This is a genomic window from Pseudarthrobacter sp. 1C304, assembly GCF_052245515.1.
Taxonomy (GTDB): Bacteria; Actinomycetota; Actinomycetes; order Actinomycetales; family Micrococcaceae; genus Arthrobacter.
This window is the reverse complement of sequence record NZ_JBQQCH010000004.1, coordinates 331,118-352,997: the sequence shown is the minus strand read 5'-3', so window position 1 is coordinate 352,997 and position 21,880 is coordinate 331,118. Positions and strand designations below refer to the sequence as shown.

Sequence of the window (21,880 nt, the reverse complement as noted above, 5' to 3'; positions counted from 1 at the left end):
GCGGTGGGCCCACGGCGGCAGGGTTCCCTGCCCGAGCGTGCGAGGGGAGGGAGCCGCCGGGGAGGAACGAGCGCAGGCGCCGAGCAAGTGGCTGCTGCCGGCGCCCGGAGCCCCATGGGGGCCCTCGTCATGCCCGGGCACGCAGAAGGGCCGCCACCGGTGCGGTGACGGCCCTTCCTGGCGGAGCGGGGGACTACTCGACGGTGTCGGCGAGGGTGCCCAGGTACAGCTGGATAACCTTCGGATCCTTCATGAGTTCGCGCCCGGTGCCGGTGTACGCGTCCTTGCCCTGGTCCAGGACGTAGCCGCGGTCGCAGATCTGCAGGCAGCGGCGGGCGTTCTGCTCCACCATGATGACCGAGACGCCGGCACGGTTGATCTCGTGGACCCGCAGGAAGGTCTCGTCCTGCTTGACGGGGGAGAGGCCTGCGGAGGGCTCGTCCAGCAGCAGCACGGCCGGGTCCATCATGAGGGCCCGTCCCATCGCGACCATCTGGCGTTCGCCGCCGGACAGCGACCCTGCACGCTGGGCCCGCCGCTTACCGAGCTCCGGGAACAGGTCCGCGACAAACTCGAACCGCTTGGCGAAGTCCTTGGGCCGCTGGAACATGCCCATCTGGAGGTTTTCCTCGATGGTCAGGGCGGCGAACACGTTGTTGGTCTGGGGCACAAAACCGATGCCCCGGCTGACCAGCTTGTTGGCCTTCAGCCCGGTGATGTCCTGGCCGCGCACCACAACCGACCCGGAATGGACCTTGACCAGGCCGAACATGGCCTTCAGCAGGGTGGACTTGCCGGCACCGTTGGGTCCGATGATGCCGATCAGCTCACCCTTGCGGGCCTCGATGCTGCAGCCGTTGAGGATGTTGACGCCCGGCAGGTAGCCGGCCACCAGATCGGTGACCTTGACGACCGGTGCGTCGCCGTCGACAGGCGTTGCGGCGGCTGCCGCGCTGGTGGCGCTCATGGTGTGTCCTTGTCTGTGCGGTTCGGTTCCTCGGCGCTGCGCCGGCCGCGCGCCGGACCGCTTGTGTCCGGGCCCGGCTCCGCTGCTTCGGAGGCAACGACGTCGAGGGAGATGATGCCGGCGTTTTCGGTGCCGACAATCGATTCCTCATCGGCGACCAGTTCTGCGGCCAGTTCCTTGATTCCCTCGGAGTCGCCGAGGTCCACGTCGTGGTGGGCGCCGAGGTAGGCGTCGATCACGGCCGGGTTCTTCATGACCTCGCCGGGCGGGCCTTCGGCCACGATCTTGCCTTCGGCCATGACCACCACCCAGTCCGCGATGTGCCGGACCATGTGCATGTCGTGCTCGACGAACAATACGGTCATGCCCTCGGCCTTGAGGTTCTTGATGTGGTCCAGCAGGGACTGCGTCAGTGCCGGGTTCACACCGGCCATCGGCTCGTCGAGCATGACCAGCTTGGGTCGGACCATGAGGGAGCGGGCCATCTCCAGAAGCTTGCGCTGGCCGCCGGAGAGCGACGCCGCGTAGTCGTCCTTCTTGGCGTCCAGCTTGAACTTCTGCAGCAGGACGTTGGCCTGCTCGGTGATCTTCTTTTCCTGGCCGCCCCAAATGCCTTTGAACAGGGCCTTGGACAGCCGCTCGCCGGACTGCTGGGAGGCGCCCAGGCGCATGTTCTCCATCACCGTGAGCTTGCCCATGACCTTGGTCAGCTGGAACGTGCGGACCATGCCCATGCGGGCCACCTTGTAGGAGGAGACCCCGGCGAGGCTGTTGCCTTCAAACTGCCACTTGCCCGTGTTCGGGGTGTCGAAGCCGGTCAGGAGGTTGAACAGCGTGGTCTTCCCGGCGCCGTTGGGGCCGATCAGTGCCGTGATCTTGTGCCGCGGGATTTCCAGGTATTCGACGTCGACGGCGTTGATGCCGCCGAAGCTGCGGGTGACGTTCTCCGCCACCACGATCGGATCGCGCTTTTTGCAGCCGGGGGCGGTCTCGCCCGCGGCTATCGGACGCGTGTCCGTCATGTAGTCGATATTGTCTTCGTTCTGCGTGCTCATGCGAACGCCAGCTCCTTCTTATTGCCGAGGACACCCTGCGGCCTGAATATCATCAGGAGCATCAGGGCGACACCCACCAGGATGTAGCGCAGCTGGCCGGCCTGGACGGTGTTCAGCCACGTGATGGTGCCGGACTCGATCAGCCCGTACAGGATGCCCTGGGTGAGGGACAGCACCACCCAGAAGATCATGGCGCCGACCACCGGCCCCAGCACCGTGCCGAGGCCGCCGAGCAGCAGGCAGGTGTAGAGGAAGAAGGTCAGCTCGGTGCCGTAGTTTGCCGGCTGGACCGCGCCGCGGGGGAGCGTGAAGATCATGCCGGCGAGGGCGCCGAGGACGCCACCGATGATCAGGGCCTGCATCTTGTAGGCGTACACGTTCTTGCCGAGCGAGCGGACGGCGTTTTCGTCCTCACGGATGCCCTTGAGGACGCGCCCCCACGGGCTGCGCATCAGCAGCCACACCAGGAGGCAGCAGACGGCCACGAGGGACCAGCCGACGACGCGGATGAAGAAGTCGCGGTTGTTCATGCCGAAGTAGGAGCCTTCGGGGAACGGGTTCATCGCATAGAACCCGCCTTCGAAAGCGGCCAGGCCGTTGGCCGAACCGGTGACCGCGGTCAGCTGGTTGGTGGTGACGATGTACCGCACGATTTCCGCCGCCGCGATGGTGACGATCGCCAGGTAGTCGGCGCGCAGTCGAAGGGTTGGGATACCCAGCAGCAGCGCGAAGATCGCCGAGCAGACCACCGCGATCAGCAGACCGATAAAGAACGGAACACCGAAGGACAGGGTGGAGATGGCGAAGCCGTAGGCCCCCACCGCCATAAAGCCGGCCTGGCCGAAGTTGAGCAGGCCCGCGTAGCCGAAGTGAACCGCCAGGCCAAGAGTGGCCAGGGCGTAGGCAGCCGTCGTCGGGCTGAACAGCTCACCGGCAGCACTGGAGAAAATAAATCCGAAGTCCATGGCTGTCTCCTAACCCACGCGCTCGCGCCGGCCCAAGATGCCTTGGGGCCGGATCAGAAGGACAATAATCATGATGAAGAGGGCTCCCACGTACTTGAGGTCGGCTGCGAGGCCGAACACGGTGGTCAGCTCCACGAAGATACCGACGATGATGGATCCGATCAGGGCACCCCACACCGTGCCGAGGCCGCCCAGGGTGACGCCGGCGAAGATGAGCAGCAGGATCTGCGAACCCATATCGAACGTGACGCCGGGCCGGTAGTACGCCCACAGGATGCCGCCGAGGGCGGCGAGCATGCCGCCGGTCACCCAGACAATCCGGATGACGGAGTCGACGTCGATGCCTGAGGCCGCGGCCAGCGCCGGGTTGTCGGCGACTGCGCGGGTGGCTTTGCCGAGGCGGGTCTTGAGCAGGACGACGCCGAGGACCGCAATGACAACGGCGCTGATCACGAGGGACCAGAGGTTGTTGGGCGAGATGGAGATCGGGCCGATCTGGATCTCCGCGCTCTGGGCGAAGGGCAGCTGCTGGGTGGCGCCGCCGAAGAAGAACTGGATCACATAGCGGACGGCCAGCGCGAGGCCGATGCTGACGATCATCATCGGCACCAGGCCGGTACCGCGGCGCCGCAGGGGCTTCCAGAGGCCGGCGTCCTGGACGTAGCCGAACAAGCCGCCGCCGGCGACCGCCAGCAGGATGGCCAGCCAGAACGGCAGGTTCATGGCGTTGAACGCGAAGACCAGCACTGCGCCCAGGGTGACCATCTCGCCGTGGGCGAAGTTGGTCAGGCCGGTAGTGCCGAAGATCAGCGAGAGGCCGACGGCGGCGAGGGCCAGCAGGAGGCCGAAGCTCAGGCCCGCCACCAGGCGGTTGATCAGGTTCTGGCCGAAGTCCTGCTGCTGCACCACAATGCCTTCACCGAAAGCGAAGATCACCGAAAGGTTGGAGGTCTGGCTGAACGTGACCTGCCGCGGGTTCTCCTGGCCGTCGGCAAGCTTGATGCCTTCCGGGAGGGTGGAATCGTCCAGCTCGATCTCGTAGGTGCCCTGGACGGGGACCCCGATGGTCCAGGACCCGTTGGCGCCGGACTTGGTGGTGCCGGTGAAGTCGCCCTGCTTGGCGGTGATGGTCACATCGGCGATCGGCGCGCGGTCATCGCCGCGCAGGAAGCCGCTGATGCTGTTCTGGAACGTGGTGGCCGACGGGGATGGTGTCGGCGAGGGGCTCGTGGCCTGGGATGCCGGCGCGACGATCAGCAGGAGCGCGGCTACGGCGGCAAAAACAGCCCCCACAACTTTCAGCAGTCTGCCGCGCCGTCTCTGCGACAGGCCTCTCGGTGTGCTTCTCAAAATGAAAACCTCCACATGGGGGTGGTGCGGGTTGCGCCATTGCAACCGCTGCGAACAGTCAGGGTGACGGGATGTGGTGCGTGGTGCGATGCGGTGGAGCAGTAGAGCTTGTGATGTCCGTCACCCTGTTTGGCCCATGTTACAGCCCGATCGGGGTGATGAATGCCGTCGCGAGCAGGCAGAACGTCGCGATCGGATAACAACCGTGTAGCAGTGATAGCAGGGTGCTTTACCGGTCCTAAAGTAAACTTTTGTTGATCCTGAGTATGCCTAAACAGTCGGCTCCCTGGGGTGTTGCCGGCACCGCGGCAACACCCCCGCAGCATCCCACTGGGGGCCCGCGGACCCGCCTGAGAGGTCACGGTTGGGTTGCGGCAGCATTGTCCCGGGAACTATCGCTGCACGTCGGCGGTTGAAATTGGTAGCGTGGTGCAAGAGTCACCCTTAGTACAGCGCACCGGACCATCATTCACCCCCTTTATTTGGAGGACACCCGCAATGGCACTTGGCGGAAACCCAGTCTTCAACGGAAAGAACTTCCGTGGAGCAACCCAGGCACCGCCTGCCCCGCAGGCTTACGGACAGGGCTCCTACGGCCAGAACGCCTACGGCCAGCCCCAGTTCGGCCAGACCCAGTACGGTCAGACCCAGACCGGGTGGAACCCTGCCCAGCAGGGAATGACCCAGCAGCAGCTGCAGGACATGTACAACCAGCCCGCCGCCGGTCCCGCCGACACCGGACGCATGACCTATGACGACGTCATCATGAAGACCGCGGCCTGCCTTGGCGCAGTGGTTGCCGGCGCCGCCGTCACCCTGGTGGTGGCCGAGGGCCTGGCCTACACGCTGATGATCGTCGGCGCGCTGGGCGGCTTTGTCCTCGCCCTGGTCAACACCTTCAAGAAGCAGCCGTCACCGGCGCTGATCCTGGCCTACGCCGCCCTCGAGGGCCTTTTCCTCGGTGGCCTGACCCGGATCCTCGACAACATGTACCCGGGCGTCGGCCTGCAGGCCGTGGTCGGCACGCTGTCCGTGTTCGCCGTGACGCTGGTGCTCTTCAAGAACGGCAAGGTCCGGGCCACGCCGAAGGCCATGCGCTTCTTTATGATCGCGACCATCGGTTACGCCGTCTTCGCCCTGATCAACATGGTGATGATGTGGACCGGCGCCGTTGATTCCCCCTTCGGCCTGCGCACCGAGATCCAGATTGCCGGCATCCCGCTGGGCGTCTTCATCGGCGTGCTGGCGATCGGCCTTGCCGCGTTCTCCCTGGTCATGGACTTCACCAGCATCGAGGCCGGCGTCCGCAGCGGCGCCCCGCAGCGCTTCTCCTGGACCGCGGCCTTCGGCCTCACCGTCACCCTGGTATGGCTCTACGTCGAAATCATCCGGCTCCTGGCCATCCTCCGCGGCGACGACTAACAAACCCCGGCTCACCGCAGCCGGCTGAGAACCACAGCGGGGAGCCCCGCCGGTCCGAGCAACTCGGGACGGCGGGGCTCCCTTCTTTGTCCCCTTGGGCCGTTGTTCCCTTGGCGCTGTGCCGCCTCAGGCCAGCCGTTCCAGCACCACGGCCATTCCCTGGCCGCCGCCCACGCACAGTGTCGCCAGGCCGAGCGACGCATCGCGCTCCCGGAGACCGTTGAGCAGGGTGGTGGCCATGCGGGCGCCGGTCATACCGAAGGGGTGGCCCAGGGCAATGGCGCCGCCGTGGACATTGAGCTTGTCGTGGTCGATCCCGAGTTCTTTGGCGCTGGCGACCACCTGCACCGCGAACGCCTCGTTGAGTTCCACCAGGTCGATGTCCTGGATGCCCAGCCCCGCGAGCTTCAGCGCCCGGCGGCTTGCCTCCACCGGCCCCATGCCCATCAGCTCGGGGGAGAGGGCGCTGACGCCCGTCGAGACAATCCTGGCCAGCGGCTCCAGCCCGAGCTCGTGTGCCCGAGTACTGCTCATCACCACGAGGGCGGCGGCGCCGTCGTTCAGGGGGCAGGCATTGCCGGCGGTGACCGTGCCCTCGGGGCGGAAGGCCGGCTGCAGTGCGCTGACGGACTCAATGCTGACTCCGGGCCGCGGGGAATCGTCGCGGTCGATTACCGTGCCGTCCCTGCGGGTGTAGGGCGTGATCTCGCGGGCGTAGAACCCGGACGCTATGGCTGCCTCGGCGCGGTTCTGGCTCAGTACGGCCCAGGCGTCCTGGTCGGCCCGGCTGATGCCGTAACTGGTGGCCACGTTCTCCGCGGTTTGGCCCATGGCGATGTAGATGTCCGGCATGCGTCCGCCCATCCGCGGATCCGTCCACGGCGTGTTGGAGCGGGCCCTGGCGGCCGTGCGCTGCCGCGCCGCGTCAAAGAGCGGGTTGTGGGTGCTGGCATCCGTCTCGCCCGCGCCGGCCCAGTCCCGGTAGCGGGACACGGCCTCCACGCCGGCCGCCACAAAGGCGTGCCCTTCACCGGCCTTGATGGCATGGAACGCCATCCGCAGCGTCTGCAGGCTGGAAGCGCAGAAGCGGTTGATGGTGGCGCCCGGAACGTCGTCGAGCCCGGCCAGGATGGTGACCACCCTCGCCATGTTGGAACCGGCCTCGCCGCTGGGTTCGGCACAGCCCAGGTAGAGGTCGTCCAGGCCCCGGCCGGCCGCGTCAGCCGCGTCGAAAGACGGAATGCGGGCCAGTGCCGCGGACACCATGGCGGCCGCAAGGTCGTCCGGACGTTCGTCCTTCAGCGAGCCTTTGAAGGCACGCCCGATGGGGCTTCTGGCAGTGGAAACAATCACGGCGTCCGGCATGCGCCCAGCCTACGCCCCGCCTATGCCAGGCGCATCGCCCCGGCCGCGGGACGCACGGCAAAGATATCCGGCGCCGGATACCCGGCCCGGCGGAAGGCCTGTCCGACGGCGGCACGCACCTGCTGCTCGGCCGCCACCGGGGTGAGCGCTATCGCCGAGCCGCCGAAACCGCCGCCCGTCATCCTGGCGCCCACCGCGCCGGCGGAGCGGGAGACTTCCACGGCGAGGTCCAGCTCGGGGCAGGAGATCTCGAAATCGTCCCGCATTGAGGCATGGGACGCATCCAGCAGCGGGCCGATCGCCCCGGGGCCGCTGCCCTCCAGGAGCTGTACCGTCTGCAGGACCCGGTCGTTTTCCGTCACCACGTGCCGCACCCGGCGGAACGTCACCGGGTCCAGCAGGCCGCTGGCTTCCTCCAGGTCGGCCAGGCCGACGTCACGCAGGGCCCGCACCCCCAGAGCCCCGGCGCCGAGCTCGCACGAGGCGTGCCGCTCGGCGTACCCGCCGCTCGCATGGGAATGCGACACCCTGGTGTCTATCACCAGTGTCACCAGCCCGGCGCTTTCGGCGTCGAACGGCACCAGCCGGCTGCCCTGGTCCCGGCAGTCCAGGAAGAGCGCATGCCCGGCCGCCCCGCGCAGGGATGCTGACTGGTCCATGATGCCGGTGGGGGCCCCGACGAAGTCATTCTCGGCCCGCTGGGTGGCCAGGACCATGTCCCGGGCGTCCAGGCCCGCCCCTGCCAGCTCGTTGACGGCCGTGATCACGGCGCACTCAATGGCGTGGGAGGAGGACAGTCCGGCGCCGCGGGGAACATCGGAATCGAGGAGCAGGTCCAGCCCGCCCGCCTGGAGGCCGCGTTCCTGCAGCGCCCACAAGACTCCCAGCGGATACTTGGTCCACCCCCGCGCGGTGTCGCGGCTGAGGGCATCCGCGTCCGCGGTGGTGAGCCCCTGGTTCCCGAAGGTGGACAGCAGTCGGATAGTGGAGTCCGGCCGCAGGCGCACCGCCACCCGGGCGGTCCGGTCGATCGCAAACGGCAGTACAAAGCCCTCGTTGTAGTCGGTGTGCTCGCCGATCAGGTTGACCCGGCCGGGCGCCTGCCACACCCCGGCCGGTGAGGCACCAAAGACGGATTCAAACCGGGCCGCCAGCGCCCCGGAGTCCAGGGGGAGCGTCATGCGGGGCCACCTGCGGGGGCGGTGCCGGAAGAGCGGGTCATGGCTCCACGGTATACGCCGCGGTGCGCGGCTGGGTACGGTGGTGACCATGGACCCGCAGACCCCCGTTTCCCCCGACGCCCCCCGCAACCACAGCGTTGCCGCTTCCTTCGGCCCGGCCGGCCCGCACGAAACAGCCCGGCGCTACGCCACCGGCCGGCAGTACGAGCTGCGCCGCGGTGACGCGCTCGCCGTCGTCACCGAACTGGCCGCCGGTCTACGGCTGTACAGCCGCGGCGGCACGGTCCTGACGGAGAGCTACGGTGACGGGGAGATCGCGCCGGGCGCCGCCGGGATCACGCTGGCGCCCTGGGCGAACCGGGTGGAGGACGGCGTCTGGCACCTCAAGGGCAGGAAGCAGCAGCTGGACATCACCGAGCCGTCCCGGAACAACGCCAGCCACGGGCTGCTGCGCAACGCCTCGTATGAACTGGTGGACGAGTCGGAGTTCTCGGTGACCCTCGAGGCGGCCGTGTTCCCGCAGCACGGCTACCCCTTCCTGCTGCGCCACCGCGTGCGCTACGAAATCGCCGCCGACCTGGGCCTGGTGGTCCGGCAGCAGCTGGTCAACGACTCCCAGGACCCCGCACCCTTCGTCCTCGGCGCCCACCCCTACCTCCGGCTGGGGGACGTGCCCAGCGAGGAGCTGGTCCTCACCGTCCGCGCCGGCACGAGGCTGGTGACGGACCAGCGGCTGATCCCGCGCCGCACCGAACCGGTGGCAGGCGACTTCGACCTCCGCGGAGGGCGGCTGGTGGACGGCCTGGAACTCGACTCCGCCTACACGGACCTGACGTTCGACGGCGGCATTGCCCGCCATACGCTGCGGGCGCCGGACGGGCGCAGCGTGAGCCTGTGGCAGGACGAGACCTGCGGCTACGTCCACATTTTTGTGACCACGCAGTTCCCGGGCCGGTCCAAGGCGGTGGCGATCGAACCCATGACCGGGCCGGCCAACGCCTTCAACAGCGGCGACGGCCTCCGCTGGCTGGCCCCGGGGGAGCAGTTCGCCATGACGTGGGGCATCAGCGCGTCCCTGGAACCGTAACGGCGGCCACGGTTTCCTATCCGCGTTTCCCATCTGCGTTTCCCATCCGGGGCGGCGCTGGTGAATCATGGGGCTATGACGCCTGCTGACGATGCCGCCCCGCGAGACCGCCGTGCCGCGGGCACGGAACCAGGCAGAGAACCAGGCAGGGACCCGGAAAGCGCCTCCGGCGGCACCACCCCGCCGCTGCGCGTGGTCACGGACCGGGAGATCGACCAGGACATCCCGTACGGGGTACGGATCGCCGCGTCCTGGTCCTGGCGCCTCGGACTCATTTTCCTGGTGGCCGGCGCGCTCGTCTGGCTGCTGAGCAGGGTCAGCTTCCTGCTGATTCCCGTTTTGGTGGCGGCGTTGCTGGCCGGGCTGCTGTCACCGGTGAAGAACTGGCTGCGGAGGAACCGGGTTCCCAACGGGCTCGCCGTTGCCATGACCGTCCTCGGCTTCATTGGCCTGGTTGGCGGGGCACTGGCCCTCGTCGGCCGGCAGCTCGTGTCCGGCTTCGCCGAACTCTGGAGCGAGGCGCTCACCGGGATCCAAAAAATCCAGGTCTGGCTCGCGGACGGGCCCCTGCACCTCTCCGCAGCCCAGATCGACCAGTACATCAAGGACGGCACCGAGGCGCTGCAAAACAACAGCAGCAGCATCCTCAGCGGTGCCCTGTCCTTCGGCAGCACCGCCGGGCACTTCGCCGCCGGCATGATCCTTGCCCTCTTTATCCTCATCTTCTTCCTGCTCGAGGGCGGCCGCATCTGGTCCTTCCTGGTGCGGCTGCTACCCCGGAAGGCCCGCGCCGCGGCGGACGGAGCCGGCAGGGTGGGCTGGTCCTCCATGGTGAGCTACGTCCGGGTCCAGATGCTCGTCGCCTTCGTGGACGCGGTCGGCATCGGGGTGGGTGCGGCGATCCTCGGCGTGCCGCTGGCGCTGCCGCTCGGTGTGCTGGTGTTCCTCGGATCGTTCATCCCGATCGTCGGCGCCCTCGTGACCGGCGCCGTCGCGGTGCTGCTGGCCCTCGTCGCCAACGGCTGGGTGAACGCCCTGATCATGCTGGGGGTGGTGCTGCTGGTCCAGCAGCTGGAGAGCCACATCCTCCAGCCACTGATCATGGGCAAGGCGGTCAAGCTGCACCCGGTGGCCGTCATCCTCGCCGTCGCCGCCGGTTCGTACCTGGCCGGCATTCCGGGCGCCCTCTTCTCCGTTCCAATCCTCGCCGTAGCAAACTCGTCGATTCGCTACATTGCCGGCAGAACGTGGGAACATGAAAGTGCGCTGGCCACCGCGGGCCCGGGCGGGGCACCGGAGCCGGATCCGCGCCCCCAGCCCGCCGACTGAGCCGAAAACTGATCCGACAAAGGAGACTAGTTCGTGAACACCCTTGAGAGCCTGCCCGTCACGCTGGACGATGTCCTGGAGGCGCAGAAGCTGCTCGACGGGATTATTACGCGGACGCCGGTGGAGTCCTCCCGGGCCCTGGGCGGCATGGTGGGCGGCGAGGTCTTCCTCAAATGCGAGAACCTGCAGCGCGCCGGTTCCTTCAAGGTCCGCGGCGCGTATGTACGGATGGCCAAACTCTCCCCGGAGGAGAAGAAGCGCGGGGTCGTGGCGGCCTCGGCCGGCAACCACGCCCAGGGTGTGGCCGTCGCGGCCAAAAGCCTGGGCATCAAGGCCCGGATCTACATGCCGTTGGGCGTCGCCCTGCCCAAACTCGCCGCCACCCGCAGCCACGGCGCGGAAGTGGTCCTGCACGGCCACAACGTCGACGAGGCGCTCGCCGAGGCGAAGCGCTACGCGGATGAGACCGGCGCCGTCTTTGTCCACCCGTTCGACGACGTCGACGTCGTCGCCGGCCAGGGGACGGTGGGACTGGAAATCCTTGAACAGGTCCCGTATGTCGACACCATCCTGATGGGCGTCGGCGGCGGCGGGCTCCTGGCCGGCGTCGCCGTGGCAGTGAAGGCGCGGGCCAAGGAACTGGGCCGGGAGATCCGGATCATCGGCGTGCAGGCCGAAAACGCGGCCGCCTACCCGCCGTCGCTCGCCGCGGACGCGTTGGTGCCGCTCAAGCGTGTCTCCACCATGGCCGACGGCATCGCCGTGGGCCGGCCCGGCCAGCTGCCTTTCAGCATCATCCGGGAACTTGTCGACGACGTCGTCACCGTCAGCGAGGACGCCCTCGCCCGGGCGCTGATCTTCCTGCTGGAACGCGCCAAAATGGTGGTCGAGCCCGCCGGTGCGGTGGGGGTCGCGGCGCTCATGGAAGGCAAGATCGAGAACCCCGGCACGGTGGCCGTGGTGCTCTCCGGCGGCAACATCGACCCCATGCTGATGCTCAAGGTCATCCAGCGCGGCCTCTCCGCCGCGGGACGGTACATGACGGTACGGATGATGCTGGACGACCGTCCGGGCTCGCTGGCCACGATCGCCCGGATCATCGCCGAGAACGACGCCAACGTCACGGGCCTGGACCACACCCGCGTGGGCGGCTCGATCAGCATGGGGGACGTGTCCATTACCGTCAACCTGGAGACGAAGGGCCACGAACACTGCGAGAAGGTCCTCGCGGCGCTCCGGGCCGAGGGCTTCCAGCCGATCGTGGTGCATTAGGGGGATGTGATGCTTGATTCCACCAGTGACGGCGCGCCGCGCGCCGTCGACACAGCCGCCGGGCGCGCCCGCAAGGGGCTGGCGGTGGTGGGATCGTTTGTCCTGGTGCTGTACGTCATTGAGGTCATCAACGCCCTGACGCTGCGCTCCCTCAACGGCACGTTCGGTCTGCGCCCGCGCAGCCTGGACGGCCTCCTGGACATCCTGACGTTCCCGCTGCTGCACGCCAACCTGGCGCACCTGTTCTCCAACACCCTCCCGCTGATCATCTTCGGCTTCCTGGTGCTGCTGTCCGGGCGCCGGGTGTTCTTCACGGCCCTGGCCATGAGCTGGCTGGCCTCCGGGGTGGTGGTGTGGCTGATCGGCGGTTTCAACGTCACGGTCGGGGCGTCCGGGCTGGTCTTCGGCCTCTTCTCGTTCCTGCTGGTGCGCGGGTTCTTCAACCGCAGCTGGTGGCAGATCCTGCTCTCCGTGGTGCTGTTCCTGACCTACGGCGGGATCCTGTTCGGGATCCTGCCCACCGTGGCCGGCTATGTTTCCTGGCAGGCGCACCTCGGCGGGGCCATCGGGGGAGTGATCGCCGCCGTCCTGCTGAGCCTCCCGCGGGCGGAACGGCCCCGTTCCCGCGCCTGACCCGCCCCGCGCCTGACCCGCCCCCGCCCGAGGCAACAACAGACACCAACGGACAACGCCGGCCCTCCCGCTCAGGGGGAGGGCCGGCGTCGTTCGCTGTCTTGCGGCACAGCCGCCTGGTCAGCCGGCGTACGGCTTGGCGGAGATGATCTCCACCGTGATGTCCTTGCCGTTCGGGGCGGTGTAGCTGAGCTTGTCGCCCTCCTTGTGGCCGGCGATGGCAGCGCCCAGCGGGGACTTCTCGCTGAAGACGTCAAGATCGGAGTCGCCGGCGATTTCCCGGGAGCCGAGCAGGAAGGTCTCCTCGTCGCCGGCGATCTTCGCGACGACGATCATCCCGGGCTCGACGATTCCGTCGTCGGCCGGAGCCTCGCCCACGTGCGCGTCGCGGAGCAGCACGGTCAGCTGGCGGATGCGTGCCTCGATCTTGCCCTGCTCCTCCTTGGCGGCGTGGTAGCCGCCGTTCTCCTTGAGGTCGCCTTCCTGGCGGGCAGCTTCGATCTTCTGAACGATGTCTGCACGGCCGGCGCCGGAGAGGTGGTCCAGCTCTGCCTTCAGGCGGTCAAAAGCTTCCTGGGTGAGCCAAGCTGCAGTTGCGCTGTTGGTGGTCGACACGGACTTCTCCTTTTGATGGTCAAACAAGCAAAGACCCCGCCACGGTGGCCACTTATGGATCTCAGCAACCAGCTCAGCGGGGTAGAGGTATTGATCCATTGTAGTCAATGCTGTGGATAAACCAAAGAACACTGCGGTGTGCATCACACCGTGTTACCGCCGGGCTTCCCCGCGGGGCAACCGGGGCTGGAGCCGGGACGCTAGTTTCCGCCGTCGGGAATCCAGCAGCTGTCGACCACGCCGGAGACGGCCTGGGACTCGGTGCGCAGCGTCGCCCGGTGGGCCGTAGTGCGCCCGCCGTCGGTGCCGGCTTCTGCCGCGTTGGGCGGAATGTCCACCACTTTCCAGCCCACGACCGCGAACTTGGAATCCAGCGCCTTGACCGAACACTTCGCGGCGGTGGCGGGTTCCTTGGTGACCTGGAAGTCGATCTCCGCCAGGGTGGCATCCGGGGTGCTGTAGCCGATGTCCTTGAACGTGACGCTTTCGGTCGCGTTCGAGGTGGAGATCCACGCCATCAGGGCCATTCCGGCCGCAAGGGCGAGGAGGAGGATGGTGCGTTTGGCTTTGCCGCTCAGCGTGCGCTTTTGGCCGCCGTAGCGATTGGCTAGGCTTGGGGATGCCGGTGCGGGCGCGGCAGGCTGATCCTTGGAAGTCACCAGTCCAGTTTAGTGTGGATCCCGGGGCGGGTCCGCCGCGCCGCCGCCGCGGCCCGCCACGCCGGCCGCAGAGTTCCGTCCAGCAGTTCCGTCCCGCGCACCAACCCGTCCCTGAAGATGAAAGAGGAGCCGTCCACGATGACAGCGTCCACCAGCCCGTCAGCACCCCTACGGCTTCTGGCTGTCCATGCTCATCCCGACGACGAATCCAGCAAGGGCGCCGCCACGATGGCCATGTACGCCGCCGCCGGCGTCGACGTGCTGGTGGCCACCTGCACCGACGGGTCCCGCGGGGACATTCAGAACCCGGCCGTGGAGGGCGCACCGCACCCCAAGCGCGACATGGCCGGCGCACGCCGGCTGGAGATGGAGCACGCCGCCAAGGTCCTGGGCGTCCGGCAGCGCTGGCTGGGCTTCGTCGATTCGGGGCTGCCCGAAGGCGATCCGCTGCCGCCGCTGCCGGCAGGTTCGTTCGCCACCCTTCCGCTGGAGCGCGCCGCCGCCCCGCTGGTCCGGCTTGTCCGCGCGTTCAAGCCCCAGGTCATCCTGAGCTACGACGAGAACGGCGGGTATCCGCACCCGGACCACATCATGGCGCACCGCGTCGCCGTCGAGGCCTTCGAGGCCGCCGGTGACCCAGGCCGTTACCCGGGCACCGGCGAGGCCTGGGTGCCCAGCAAGCTGTATTACGACCGCGCGTTCAGCCCCGAACGCTTCCGCGCCCTGCACAACGCGTTGGAGGAGGCGGGTCTGCAGTCGCCGTACGCCGAACGGCTCGCCGCCTGGCTGGAAGCCGACGCCGAGGGCCACACCCCGCCCGCGCCGACCCACCCTACAACCACCCAGATCGAGTGCGGCGACTTCTTCGAAGCCCGCGACGAGGCGCTGCGGGCCCACCGCACCCAGGTGGACCCGGAAGGCTTCTTCTTCGCCGTCTCCACGGCCATGCAGCGCCGGGTCTGGCCGTGGGAGGACTACTCGCTGATCCAGTCCCGCGTCCCCGCCGAACTGCCCGAGAAGGACTTCTTCGCCGGGCTAAGATAGAGCGACAGGCCATTTCTATGACGCGTAGAAGACGTTATGGAAAAGTTCCCGGCAGCTCCCCGCCCGGCCCGGGTGCCGCCACCGAAGTCCCATAGAAGGTCCCAACCGTGCATTCCTTGCTTATCGCCCTGGCGACCACCCCGGCGCCCGCACCCACGCCGTCGCTGCGTCCCGGGCTGTCCCAGGACCAGGTGACCCCCGGCCTCCTGGGGTTCCTCCTCACCGCTTTTATCGTGGTGCTGACGGCCCTGCTGATCGTGGACATGGTCCGCCGCATCCGGCGGGTGCGCTACCGCGCCCAGGTGGAGGAGGAGCGCGCGGCCGCGGCTGAGGTTGCGGCCGCCGACGGCGCCCCGCAGGCCACCGGCGCCGCGGACCCGGCCGGCCGGCCCGGCAGCCGTCCCGAGGCCAACGGTGAGGCAGGGCCCGGCAGCCGCTGACGCCGCACTTCAGTCGCCGGACCCGGCGCCGATCACCTTAGCCAGGTCGCTCAGATCGTTGTTCAGTTGGTGGTCGCGGCCGGGCAGCCGGTGCACCAGTGCCTGCGGGATCGCCGCGGCATACAGGTCCGCGTGCGCCGGCGGGACCGCGTGGTCCGCGCGGCCGTGGAAGACATAAACCGGCACACCGCGTGGAAGCTTCGTTCCAAGGTTCTTCGATCCAGAGCGGCCGGCCTCAAGCCTCAAGGATTCTGCCAGCGAGCGGCCGCAGCACCTGGCTACACTGGCGCAATGACTCCCCGCCCTTTCGAACTCGTGGTTTTCGACTGCGACGGAGTCCTGGTCGATTCCGAGACCATCGCGGTTCGGGTGGACCAGCGCGTACTCGCCGACCTCGGCTGGAACCTGAACCTGGATGAGATCGTGGAGCGCTTCGTCGGCAGGAGCGAGGCCCACTTCGTCGCCACGGTCGAAAGGCATCTGGGCCTCGAACTGGCCGCGGGGTGGGACCGGAAATACGAGCCCTGGTACCGCGCCGCCTTCGAGCGCGGGCTGACCGCGGTGGACGGCATCGTGGAGGCTCTCGATGCGCTCCGGCTCCCGCACTGCGTGGCCTCGAGCGGGACCCATGCCAAGATGCGGCGGACGCTCGGGCAGACCGGGCTGTGGCACCGCTTCGAGGGCCGGATCTTTAGCGCCACGGACGTCGCCAACGGCAAACCGGCCCCGGATCTTTTCCTGCACGCCGCCGGGACGCTCGGCGCCGCACCGGAGCGGTGCGCCGTGGTCGAAGACAGCGCCCACGGCGTCCAGGCCGCCCGGTCGGCCGGGATGCACGTCTTCGCGTACGCCGGCGGGGTGACCCCGGCGGAGCGGCTGGCAGGGCCCGGAACCACGGTCTTCACCGACATGCGGCAGCTGCCCGGGCTCATCGGAGCCGGCTGGCCCTCCTGAGCCGGGCGGCTGGATCAGCCGTGGCGGAATCAGCTCAGGACGGCGATGGCAATGGCGATGTAGTGGGCGGCGAAGGCGAACACCGTCAGGGCGTGGAACAGTTCGTGGAAGCCGAAGTGCTCGTAGCTGATGTTCGGCTTCTTCAGGGCGTAGAACACGGCGCCGGTGATGTAGAGGGCGCCGCCGACGCAGATCAGCACCGCCGAGGCCACGTTGGCGGCGAAGAAGTCCGGCAGGTAGAACAGCGCGCCGCAGCCCAAGGCGATGTAGATCGGCACGTAGAGCCAGCGCGGAGCGTCCGTCCACAGCAGGCGGAAGAGCACGCCCAGGATGGCCCCGGACCAGATCACCCACAGCAGCAGTTCGGCCTTGTCCCGGTCCAGGAGCGCCCACGCCAGCGGCGTGTAGGTGCCGGCGATGACGAGCATGATGTTCGTATGGTCCAGGCGCTTCAGCACAATCTTGACGCGCGGTGACCAGTTTCCGCGGTGGTAGACGGCGCTCACCCCGAACAGGAGCACTCCCGTGAAGGCGTAGATGGCGCAGGCGATCTTCAGGTCCGGCGTCGGGGCCAGCAGAACCAGCACCAGGCCGGAGGCCAGCGCCAGCGGGGCCGTGACGGTGTGGATCCAGCCGCGCCACTTCGGCTTGATCATCAGGAGCTCGGCGAGCCGGACGGCGGCGTCGTCCATTGGGCCGTGCCCACGGTCCGCAGGCTGCTCCGGGAGGGGGCCGGACATGTTGCTTTCCATGCCGCAATAATAACCTACGGCTCAGTAAGTTACCCGCGAGTAACAACACATCGCTGGTGAATTTGAACCGCCCTTGCGCGCCGCCCCGCGCTCCGGACGGTAGCCTAGGATTTGCACTGCAGTCGTACTTCAAGGAAGCCAGGTGAATCTCCGGATGGAAATGCCCGGGTTCCTCTACGGCTTCTACGAGCGCAAACTCCAGCGGTCACTGGACCCGGAGCGCATCCCCCGGCACATCGGCGTCATGGTGGACGGCAACCGCCGCTGGGCCCGCCAGTTCAACGCCCCCACCAGCCAGGGCCACCAGGCAGGCGCGGACAAAATCCACGAGTTCCTCGGGTGGTGCCAGGAACTCGGCGTCAAGGTGGTCACCCTCTACATGCTGTCCACGGACAACATGAACCGCTCGGGGGAAGAACTCGACCTGCTGATGGGCATCATCGCCAACACCCTGGACCGGCTGGACGAGGACGCCGATATCTCCGTCCACGCCATGGGCGCCCCGGAACTCCTCCCGGACTACCTGGCCGCGAGGCTCAACCGGCTCACGGCCCGCACCCCGGTGCGGGAGAAACTCCACGTCAACGTCGCCGTCGGCTATGGCGGACGCCGGGAAATCGTCGACGCCGTCCGCGAGCTGCTGCACGACGCCGTCGCCCGCGGTTCGGACATCGGGAAACTGGCCGACGAACTCAGCGTCGACGACATCTCCCGCTTCCTCTACACCCGTGGCCAGCCGGATCCCGACCTGGTGATCCGCACCTCCGGGGAACAGCGGCTCTCCGGGTTCCTGATGTGGCAAAGCGCGTACAGCGAGTTCTATTTCTGCGAGGCCCTGTGGCCGGCGTTCCGGAAAGTGGACTTCCTCCGGGCCCTCCGCGACTACGCCGGCCGGCAGCGCCGCTACGGCTCCTGAGGCGTTAACAGCTGTTCACGTGATGGCAACAGGAATCGCCGGAAAATGGACACGGAAACGCCGCACGCCGGACGTACGTTAATCCCATCAGCAGGCAAACCGCCGGCTGATCGGGGAGGCCAGTACATGGAGCGGACGTCCGCACCGGGTGTAGGGGAGGCCGCGTCCGGCCTCCTGGCCGAGCCGCCTCACCAATAACAATTCCGGGCATGCGCCCCGGGGCTGGAGTCGATGTGGCTATTTCTGAACAACTGCCCGACGTCGTGACCGACCAGGGACAGAAAGCTACCTCTCGCGCCAAGCGAGCCACCTCAACAACCGGTGCAGCGGCCAGTGACGCCGCGGCCGGTTTTGCTATTTCCGGGGAAGGGGCAGCAACCACCGAACGCGGCCGGAGCTTCGTGATCGACACCTCCGTGCTGCTCTCGGACCCGCGGGCCCTGCTGCGGTTCGCGGAGCATGAAGTGATCCTGCCGATCGTCGTTATCACCGAACTCGAAGGCAAACGCCACGACCCCGAACTCGGCTACTTTGCCCGCAAAGCCCTCAGGCTCCTCGACGACCTGCGGGTGGAGCACGACGGGCTGGACCGTCCCATCCCGCTGGGCCACGACGGCGGCACCCTCATGGTGGAGCTGAACCACATCTCCGCGGACGTGCTCCCTGCCGGCTTCCGCGGCGGGGACAACGACAGCCGGATCCTCGCCGTCGCCAAGAACCTCGCCAACGAGGGCCGCGACGTCACGGTGGTGTCCAAGGACCTCCCGATGCGCGTCAAGGCCTCGGCCATGGGGCTGCAGGCCGACGAGTACCGCAGTGAACTCGTCAAGGACTCGGGCTGGACCGGCGTCGCGGAAATCGACGCTACCGAGGACGACGTCTCCACCCTCTACGGCCACGAGCCGGTGTTCATCCCGGAAGCGGCGGAGATGCCGGCGAACACCGGCCTGGTGCTGCTCTCCCAGCGGGGATCCGCGCTGGGCCGCGTGGGCGCCGACAAGCAGGTCCGCCTGGTGAAGGGCGACCGCGACGTGTTTGGGCTGCACGGGCGCTCGGCCGAGCAGCGGCTGGCCATCGACCTGCTGATGGACCCCTCCGTGGGCATCGTGTCCCTCGGCGGGCGGGCGGGAACAGGAAAGTCGGCCCTGGCCCTCTGCGCCGGCCTTGAGGCGGTGCTGGAGCGGCGGGAACACCGCAAGGTGATCGTGTTCCGGCCGCTGTATGCCGTGGGCGGCCAGGAGCTCGGTTACCTGCCCGGCTCCGAGGCGGAAAAGATGAACCCGTGGGCCCAAGCTGTCTTCGACACGCTCGGCGCCCTGGTCAGCCAGGAGGTGGTGGAGGAGGTGATGGACCGCGGCATGCTCGAGGTGATGCCGCTGACCCACATCCGCGGGCGTTCCCTGCACGACGCCTTCGTGATCGTGGACGAGGCCCAGTCGCTCGAAAAGAACGTCCTGCTCACCGTCATGAGCCGGATCGGGCAGAACTCCAAGATCGTCCTCACCCACGACGTCGCCCAGCGCGACAACCTCCGGGTCGGCCGGCACGACGGCGTGGCCGCCGTCGTCGAGACGCTCAAGGGTCATCCGCTCTTCGGCCATGTCACGCTGACACGGTCGGAGCGCTCGCCGATTGCGGCCCTGGTGACGGACCTGCTGGAAGGGGCGGAGGTCTAGGCCGGGTTCGCCGGGCCGCGGCCCTTACTGTCCCAGCACCGTGCCGTGGATCGCTGCGGCGGGGATGGGGCCGAAGTCCCGGGAGTCCACTGAGGATTCCCGGTTGTCGCCCAGGACGAACAGCTGGCCCGGCGGGACCGTCACCGTGCCGAAGTAGACTCCGTCGATGGTCCGCCGGTTGACGTAGGGTTCCCGGGCCTCGGCCCCGTCCACGTAGAGGACGCCGTCGCGGATGGCGACGGTCTGGCCTTCGGCGGCGACAACGCGCTTAAGCAGGACCGCCTGGTTGGGCATCTCGCCGTCGTCCGGGCCGGTGAATACCACCAGCTGGCCGGGGCGGACGCCGGCCAGCTGGTGGCCGGCCTTGTTGAGAAAGACGATGCTGCCGGCCGGGACTGTGGGTTCCATGCTGGTGGAGCTGACCGTGATCGGCTCCACCACCCAGAGCCGGAGCGCCAGCAGCCCGCCGAGGCAGACGGCAGCGACGGCGAGGGTCCGGCCCGGCACCCGGATCAGCCCTTCACCGGATCCCAGACGGCCGGGGCCGCCGTGATCGGATCGTTCGGGTCCGGCTCGTCGGCTCCGAGCCCTACCCGGAACTGGAGAGCATCATGGAGTGGTCCTCGTGGGTCAGGTTGTGGCAGTGGACCATGTAGCGCCCGCGGTGGGGCCCGAAGTGGACCAGCAGCCGCACGGTTTCGTCCTCGCCGACGTAGACCACGTCCTTGGGGCCCTTTTCGTACGCGAACGGCGGCCTGCCATTGCGGCTGAGGATCTGGAAGTCCACGAGGTGCAGGTGCATGGGGTGGAACCAGCCGCCCGAACTGTTCTCCAGCTCCCAGATTTCCACGGCGTCCAGCGCGGGTGCGGCCATCACCCGCTTGAAACCGCTGGCGATGACGTCCTCCCAGGTCAGCTCGTCGATGGTCCAGATGTTGGTCTCATCGTCGTGCTTGATCCGGAACCGGCGGGTCTTGGTGGCATCGGCTGCCGTGAGGTTCATTGGATGGCTGGACGCCAGCGTGGTGGGGATGGTGTTCCAGGTGGGGTCCGCTGTGTTGACGGCGTCCCCGACGACGTCGAAGGCCATGATCTTTCCGGTGTGGTCGAAATCGCGGTTGTTCTCGTTCGAGGAATTGCGCAGTTCGATCCGGGTGCCGGCGGCGTATTTGCGGAAGTCGATCAGGATCTCGTAGCGTTCGGCGCCGCCGTGGCGCCATGACCCTACCGTCTGCGCCACGGGGACCAGGCCGGCGTCGGTGGCGACGACGGTGACCGGATCTCCGGTGCTGAGCCTGAAGTTATAGGACCGGGATACGGAGGCGTTCAGGATCCGGAAGCGGTAGACCCGTTTCTGGACCTTCATGACCGGCCAGGGCTTGCCGTTGACCAGGATGACGTCGCCCCACAGGCCCGAATGCTCCCGGTCGTCGAAGCCCAGCGCACCGTTGGCCGCGAACATGGCATCGCTGATGGTGAGGGGGACGTCGAAGGCGCCCTGCGGGAGCAGGGCCTTCTCCACCGGGTCGCTGATCAGGAACTGGCCGGCGAGCCCCGAATACACGTTCTGCGCCGTGAAGTGCACCGCGTGATCGTGGTACCAGAGGGACCGCGCCGGCTGGAAATTCGGATAGTGGTAATCCTTGTAGAACCCGGGCAGGGTGAGGTCGTTGGCGTAGCCGTCATACTGCGGCAGGGAGGCGGACCCGTGAAGATGGGTCGACGTCGGCAGCGCGTAGCCCAGCGTCGGGTGCTTCGCCGGCAGCTGGTTGCGGACACGCACGATTGCCCGGGTTCCCCGGTCGATCCGGATGGTGGGGCCGGGGAAGATGCCGTTGTACCCCAGGATGGGCGTGGTCAGCCGGGACAGGATCCTGGCGCTGCTCAGCCGTTGCGTCATGGTGTAGTGGCGGGTGGTCACACCGTCGGCGCCCACGGTGGTCTGGTACGCCAGCGGCGGAGGGATGGTCAACGGCGTCGCATAGGGCCGTGGCATGTCGCTCCTGCTGAGTTTGCTGGCCGACTTTGCGCTGACCCCGGAGATGGGCACTGTCACCAGGCCAGCCCCCACCATTCCGACTCCGCCGAGGATGAGCGCCTGCCGCCGTGTAACCGTCATGTTGACCAGCTTCCTTTCACCCTTGGTGTATTTTGCCGCCAGCGTCCGCCACGGAGCTTGGAAAAACCTACAGAATGCC

At 67.8% G+C, this 21,880-nt stretch carries 22 protein-coding genes; 10 read left to right on the top strand and 12 right to left on the bottom strand.

Annotation, left to right across the window (positions count from 1 at the left end; translation table 11 throughout):
• Positions 1-193: 193 nt before the first annotated feature.
• Genes ACTWQD_RS10960 through ACTWQD_RS10945 form a run of 4 tightly spaced genes read right to left on the bottom strand, consistent with a single transcriptional unit; the run spans position 194 to position 4,280 of the window.
• The gene (locus ACTWQD_RS10960; RefSeq protein ID WP_443196146.1) at positions 194-967 is read right to left on the bottom strand and encodes an ABC transporter ATP-binding protein; all 774 of its coding nucleotides are present in this window, start codon (positions 965-967) and stop codon (positions 194-196) included.
• The gene (locus ACTWQD_RS10955; RefSeq protein WP_443196145.1) at positions 964-2,022 is read right to left on the bottom strand and encodes an ABC transporter ATP-binding protein; all 1,059 of its coding nucleotides are present in this window, start codon (positions 2,020-2,022) and stop codon (positions 964-966) included. Before ACTWQD_RS10955 ends, ACTWQD_RS10960 begins: the two co-directional genes overlap by 4 nt.
• Positions 2,019-2,987: a branched-chain amino acid ABC transporter permease gene (locus tag ACTWQD_RS10950; RefSeq protein WP_443196144.1), complete on the bottom strand. Its 969-nt coding sequence runs from the start codon at positions 2,985-2,987 to the stop codon at positions 2,019-2,021. The genes ACTWQD_RS10955 and ACTWQD_RS10950 overlap by 4 nt, the downstream gene beginning before the upstream one ends.
• A gap of 9 nt (positions 2,988-2,996) precedes the next feature.
• On the bottom strand, positions 2,997-4,280 hold the full coding sequence (locus tag ACTWQD_RS10945) for a branched-chain amino acid ABC transporter permease (RefSeq protein WP_443196143.1): 1,284 nt from the start codon (positions 4,278-4,280) through the stop codon (positions 2,997-2,999).
• Between the two features lie 555 nt (positions 4,281-4,835).
• On the opposite strand from ACTWQD_RS10945, the gene ACTWQD_RS10940 reads away from it, so the two are divergent.
• On the top strand, positions 4,836-5,759 hold the full coding sequence (locus tag ACTWQD_RS10940) for a Bax inhibitor-1/YccA family protein (RefSeq protein WP_443196142.1): 924 nt from the start codon (positions 4,836-4,838) through the stop codon (positions 5,757-5,759).
• Positions 5,760-5,885: 126 nt separating this feature from the next.
• Here the strand turns inward: ACTWQD_RS10940 and ACTWQD_RS10935 are convergent, their stop codons facing one another.
• Positions 5,886-7,124: an acetyl-CoA C-acetyltransferase gene (locus ACTWQD_RS10935; RefSeq protein WP_443196141.1), complete on the bottom strand. Its 1,239-nt coding sequence runs from the start codon at positions 7,122-7,124 to the stop codon at positions 5,886-5,888.
• Positions 7,125-7,144: 20 nt separating this feature from the next.
• Positions 7,145-8,305: a galactokinase gene (gene galK, locus ACTWQD_RS10930; protein WP_443196140.1), complete on the bottom strand. Its 1,161-nt coding sequence runs from the start codon at positions 8,303-8,305 to the stop codon at positions 7,145-7,147.
• A 79-nt stretch (positions 8,306-8,384) separates the two neighbouring features.
• Between galK and ACTWQD_RS10925 the strand changes: the two genes are divergently transcribed.
• From ACTWQD_RS10925 to ACTWQD_RS10910, 4 genes are all read left to right on the top strand, one after another.
• Positions 8,385-9,392: an aldose 1-epimerase family protein gene (locus ACTWQD_RS10925; RefSeq protein WP_443196139.1), complete on the top strand. Its 1,008-nt coding sequence runs from the start codon at positions 8,385-8,387 to the stop codon at positions 9,390-9,392.
• A 75-nt stretch (positions 9,393-9,467) separates the two neighbouring features.
• On the top strand, positions 9,468-10,721 hold the full coding sequence (locus ACTWQD_RS10920) for an AI-2E family transporter (RefSeq protein ID WP_443196138.1): 1,254 nt from the start codon (positions 9,468-9,470) through the stop codon (positions 10,719-10,721).
• Between the two features lie 33 nt (positions 10,722-10,754).
• Positions 10,755-11,993 carry a threonine ammonia-lyase gene (gene ilvA, locus ACTWQD_RS10915; RefSeq protein WP_144674290.1) on the top strand — a complete coding sequence of 413 codons (1,239 nt, stop codon included), beginning with the start codon at positions 10,755-10,757 and terminating at the stop codon, positions 11,991-11,993.
• Positions 11,994-12,002: 9 nt separating this feature from the next.
• Entirely contained in the window at positions 12,003-12,626 is a 624-nt protein-coding gene (locus tag ACTWQD_RS10910; RefSeq protein WP_443196137.1) for a rhomboid family intramembrane serine protease, read from the top strand.
• A 120-nt stretch (positions 12,627-12,746) separates the two neighbouring features.
• Here the strand turns inward: ACTWQD_RS10910 and greA are convergent, their stop codons facing one another.
• Positions 12,747-13,241 carry a transcription elongation factor GreA gene (greA, locus tag ACTWQD_RS10905; RefSeq protein ID WP_443196136.1) on the bottom strand — a complete coding sequence of 165 codons (495 nt, stop codon included), beginning with the start codon at positions 13,239-13,241 and terminating at the stop codon, positions 12,747-12,749.
• Between the two features lie 200 nt (positions 13,242-13,441).
• Positions 13,442-13,900: a DUF4307 domain-containing protein gene (locus ACTWQD_RS10900; RefSeq protein WP_443196135.1), complete on the bottom strand. Its 459-nt coding sequence runs from the start codon at positions 13,898-13,900 to the stop codon at positions 13,442-13,444.
• 138 nt (positions 13,901-14,038) lie between these two features.
• Between ACTWQD_RS10900 and mca the strand changes: the two genes are divergently transcribed.
• A complete protein-coding gene (gene mca, locus ACTWQD_RS10895; RefSeq protein ID WP_443196134.1) occupies positions 14,039-14,944 on the top strand; it encodes a mycothiol conjugate amidase Mca in 906 nt (301 codons plus the stop codon).
• Between the two features lie 107 nt (positions 14,945-15,051).
• Positions 15,052-15,384 carry a hypothetical protein gene (locus ACTWQD_RS10890; protein ID WP_443196133.1) on the top strand — a complete coding sequence of 111 codons (333 nt, stop codon included), beginning with the start codon at positions 15,052-15,054 and terminating at the stop codon, positions 15,382-15,384.
• Positions 15,385-15,393: 9 nt separating this feature from the next.
• Here ACTWQD_RS10890 and ACTWQD_RS10885 read toward each other — a convergent pair whose 3' ends face one another.
• A complete protein-coding gene (locus tag ACTWQD_RS10885) occupies positions 15,394-15,570 on the bottom strand; it encodes an alpha/beta fold hydrolase (protein WP_443196132.1) in 177 nt (58 codons plus the stop codon).
• A gap of 105 nt (positions 15,571-15,675) precedes the next feature.
• On the opposite strand from ACTWQD_RS10885, the gene ACTWQD_RS10880 reads away from it, so the two are divergent.
• Entirely contained in the window at positions 15,676-16,338 is a 663-nt protein-coding gene (locus ACTWQD_RS10880) for an HAD family hydrolase (RefSeq protein ID WP_443196131.1), read from the top strand.
• A 29-nt stretch (positions 16,339-16,367) separates the two neighbouring features.
• On the opposite strand, the gene trhA is transcribed toward ACTWQD_RS10880, so the two are convergent.
• Positions 16,368-17,030: a PAQR family membrane homeostasis protein TrhA gene (gene trhA, locus ACTWQD_RS10875; RefSeq protein WP_443196207.1), complete on the bottom strand. Its 663-nt coding sequence runs from the start codon at positions 17,028-17,030 to the stop codon at positions 16,368-16,370.
• 214 nt (positions 17,031-17,244) lie between these two features.
• Between trhA and ACTWQD_RS10870 the strand changes: the two genes are divergently transcribed.
• Positions 17,245-18,006, top strand: coding sequence for an isoprenyl transferase (locus tag ACTWQD_RS10870; protein WP_443196206.1), 762 nt, complete (start codon positions 17,245-17,247; stop codon positions 18,004-18,006).
• Between the two features lie 233 nt (positions 18,007-18,239).
• Positions 18,240-19,682 carry a PhoH family protein gene (locus ACTWQD_RS10865; RefSeq protein WP_443196130.1) on the top strand — a complete coding sequence of 481 codons (1,443 nt, stop codon included), beginning with the start codon at positions 18,240-18,242 and terminating at the stop codon, positions 19,680-19,682.
• A 24-nt stretch (positions 19,683-19,706) separates the two neighbouring features.
• Here the strand turns inward: ACTWQD_RS10865 and lepB are convergent, their stop codons facing one another.
• Both lepB and ACTWQD_RS10855 read right to left on the bottom strand, forming a co-directional pair.
• A complete protein-coding gene (lepB, locus tag ACTWQD_RS10860; RefSeq protein ID WP_443196129.1) occupies positions 19,707-20,189 on the bottom strand; it encodes a signal peptidase I in 483 nt (160 codons plus the stop codon).
• An 82-nt stretch (positions 20,190-20,271) separates the two neighbouring features.
• On the bottom strand, positions 20,272-21,801 hold the full coding sequence (locus ACTWQD_RS10855) for a multicopper oxidase family protein (protein WP_443196128.1): 1,530 nt from the start codon (positions 21,799-21,801) through the stop codon (positions 20,272-20,274).
• Between the last annotated feature and the right edge of the window lie 79 nt (positions 21,802-21,880).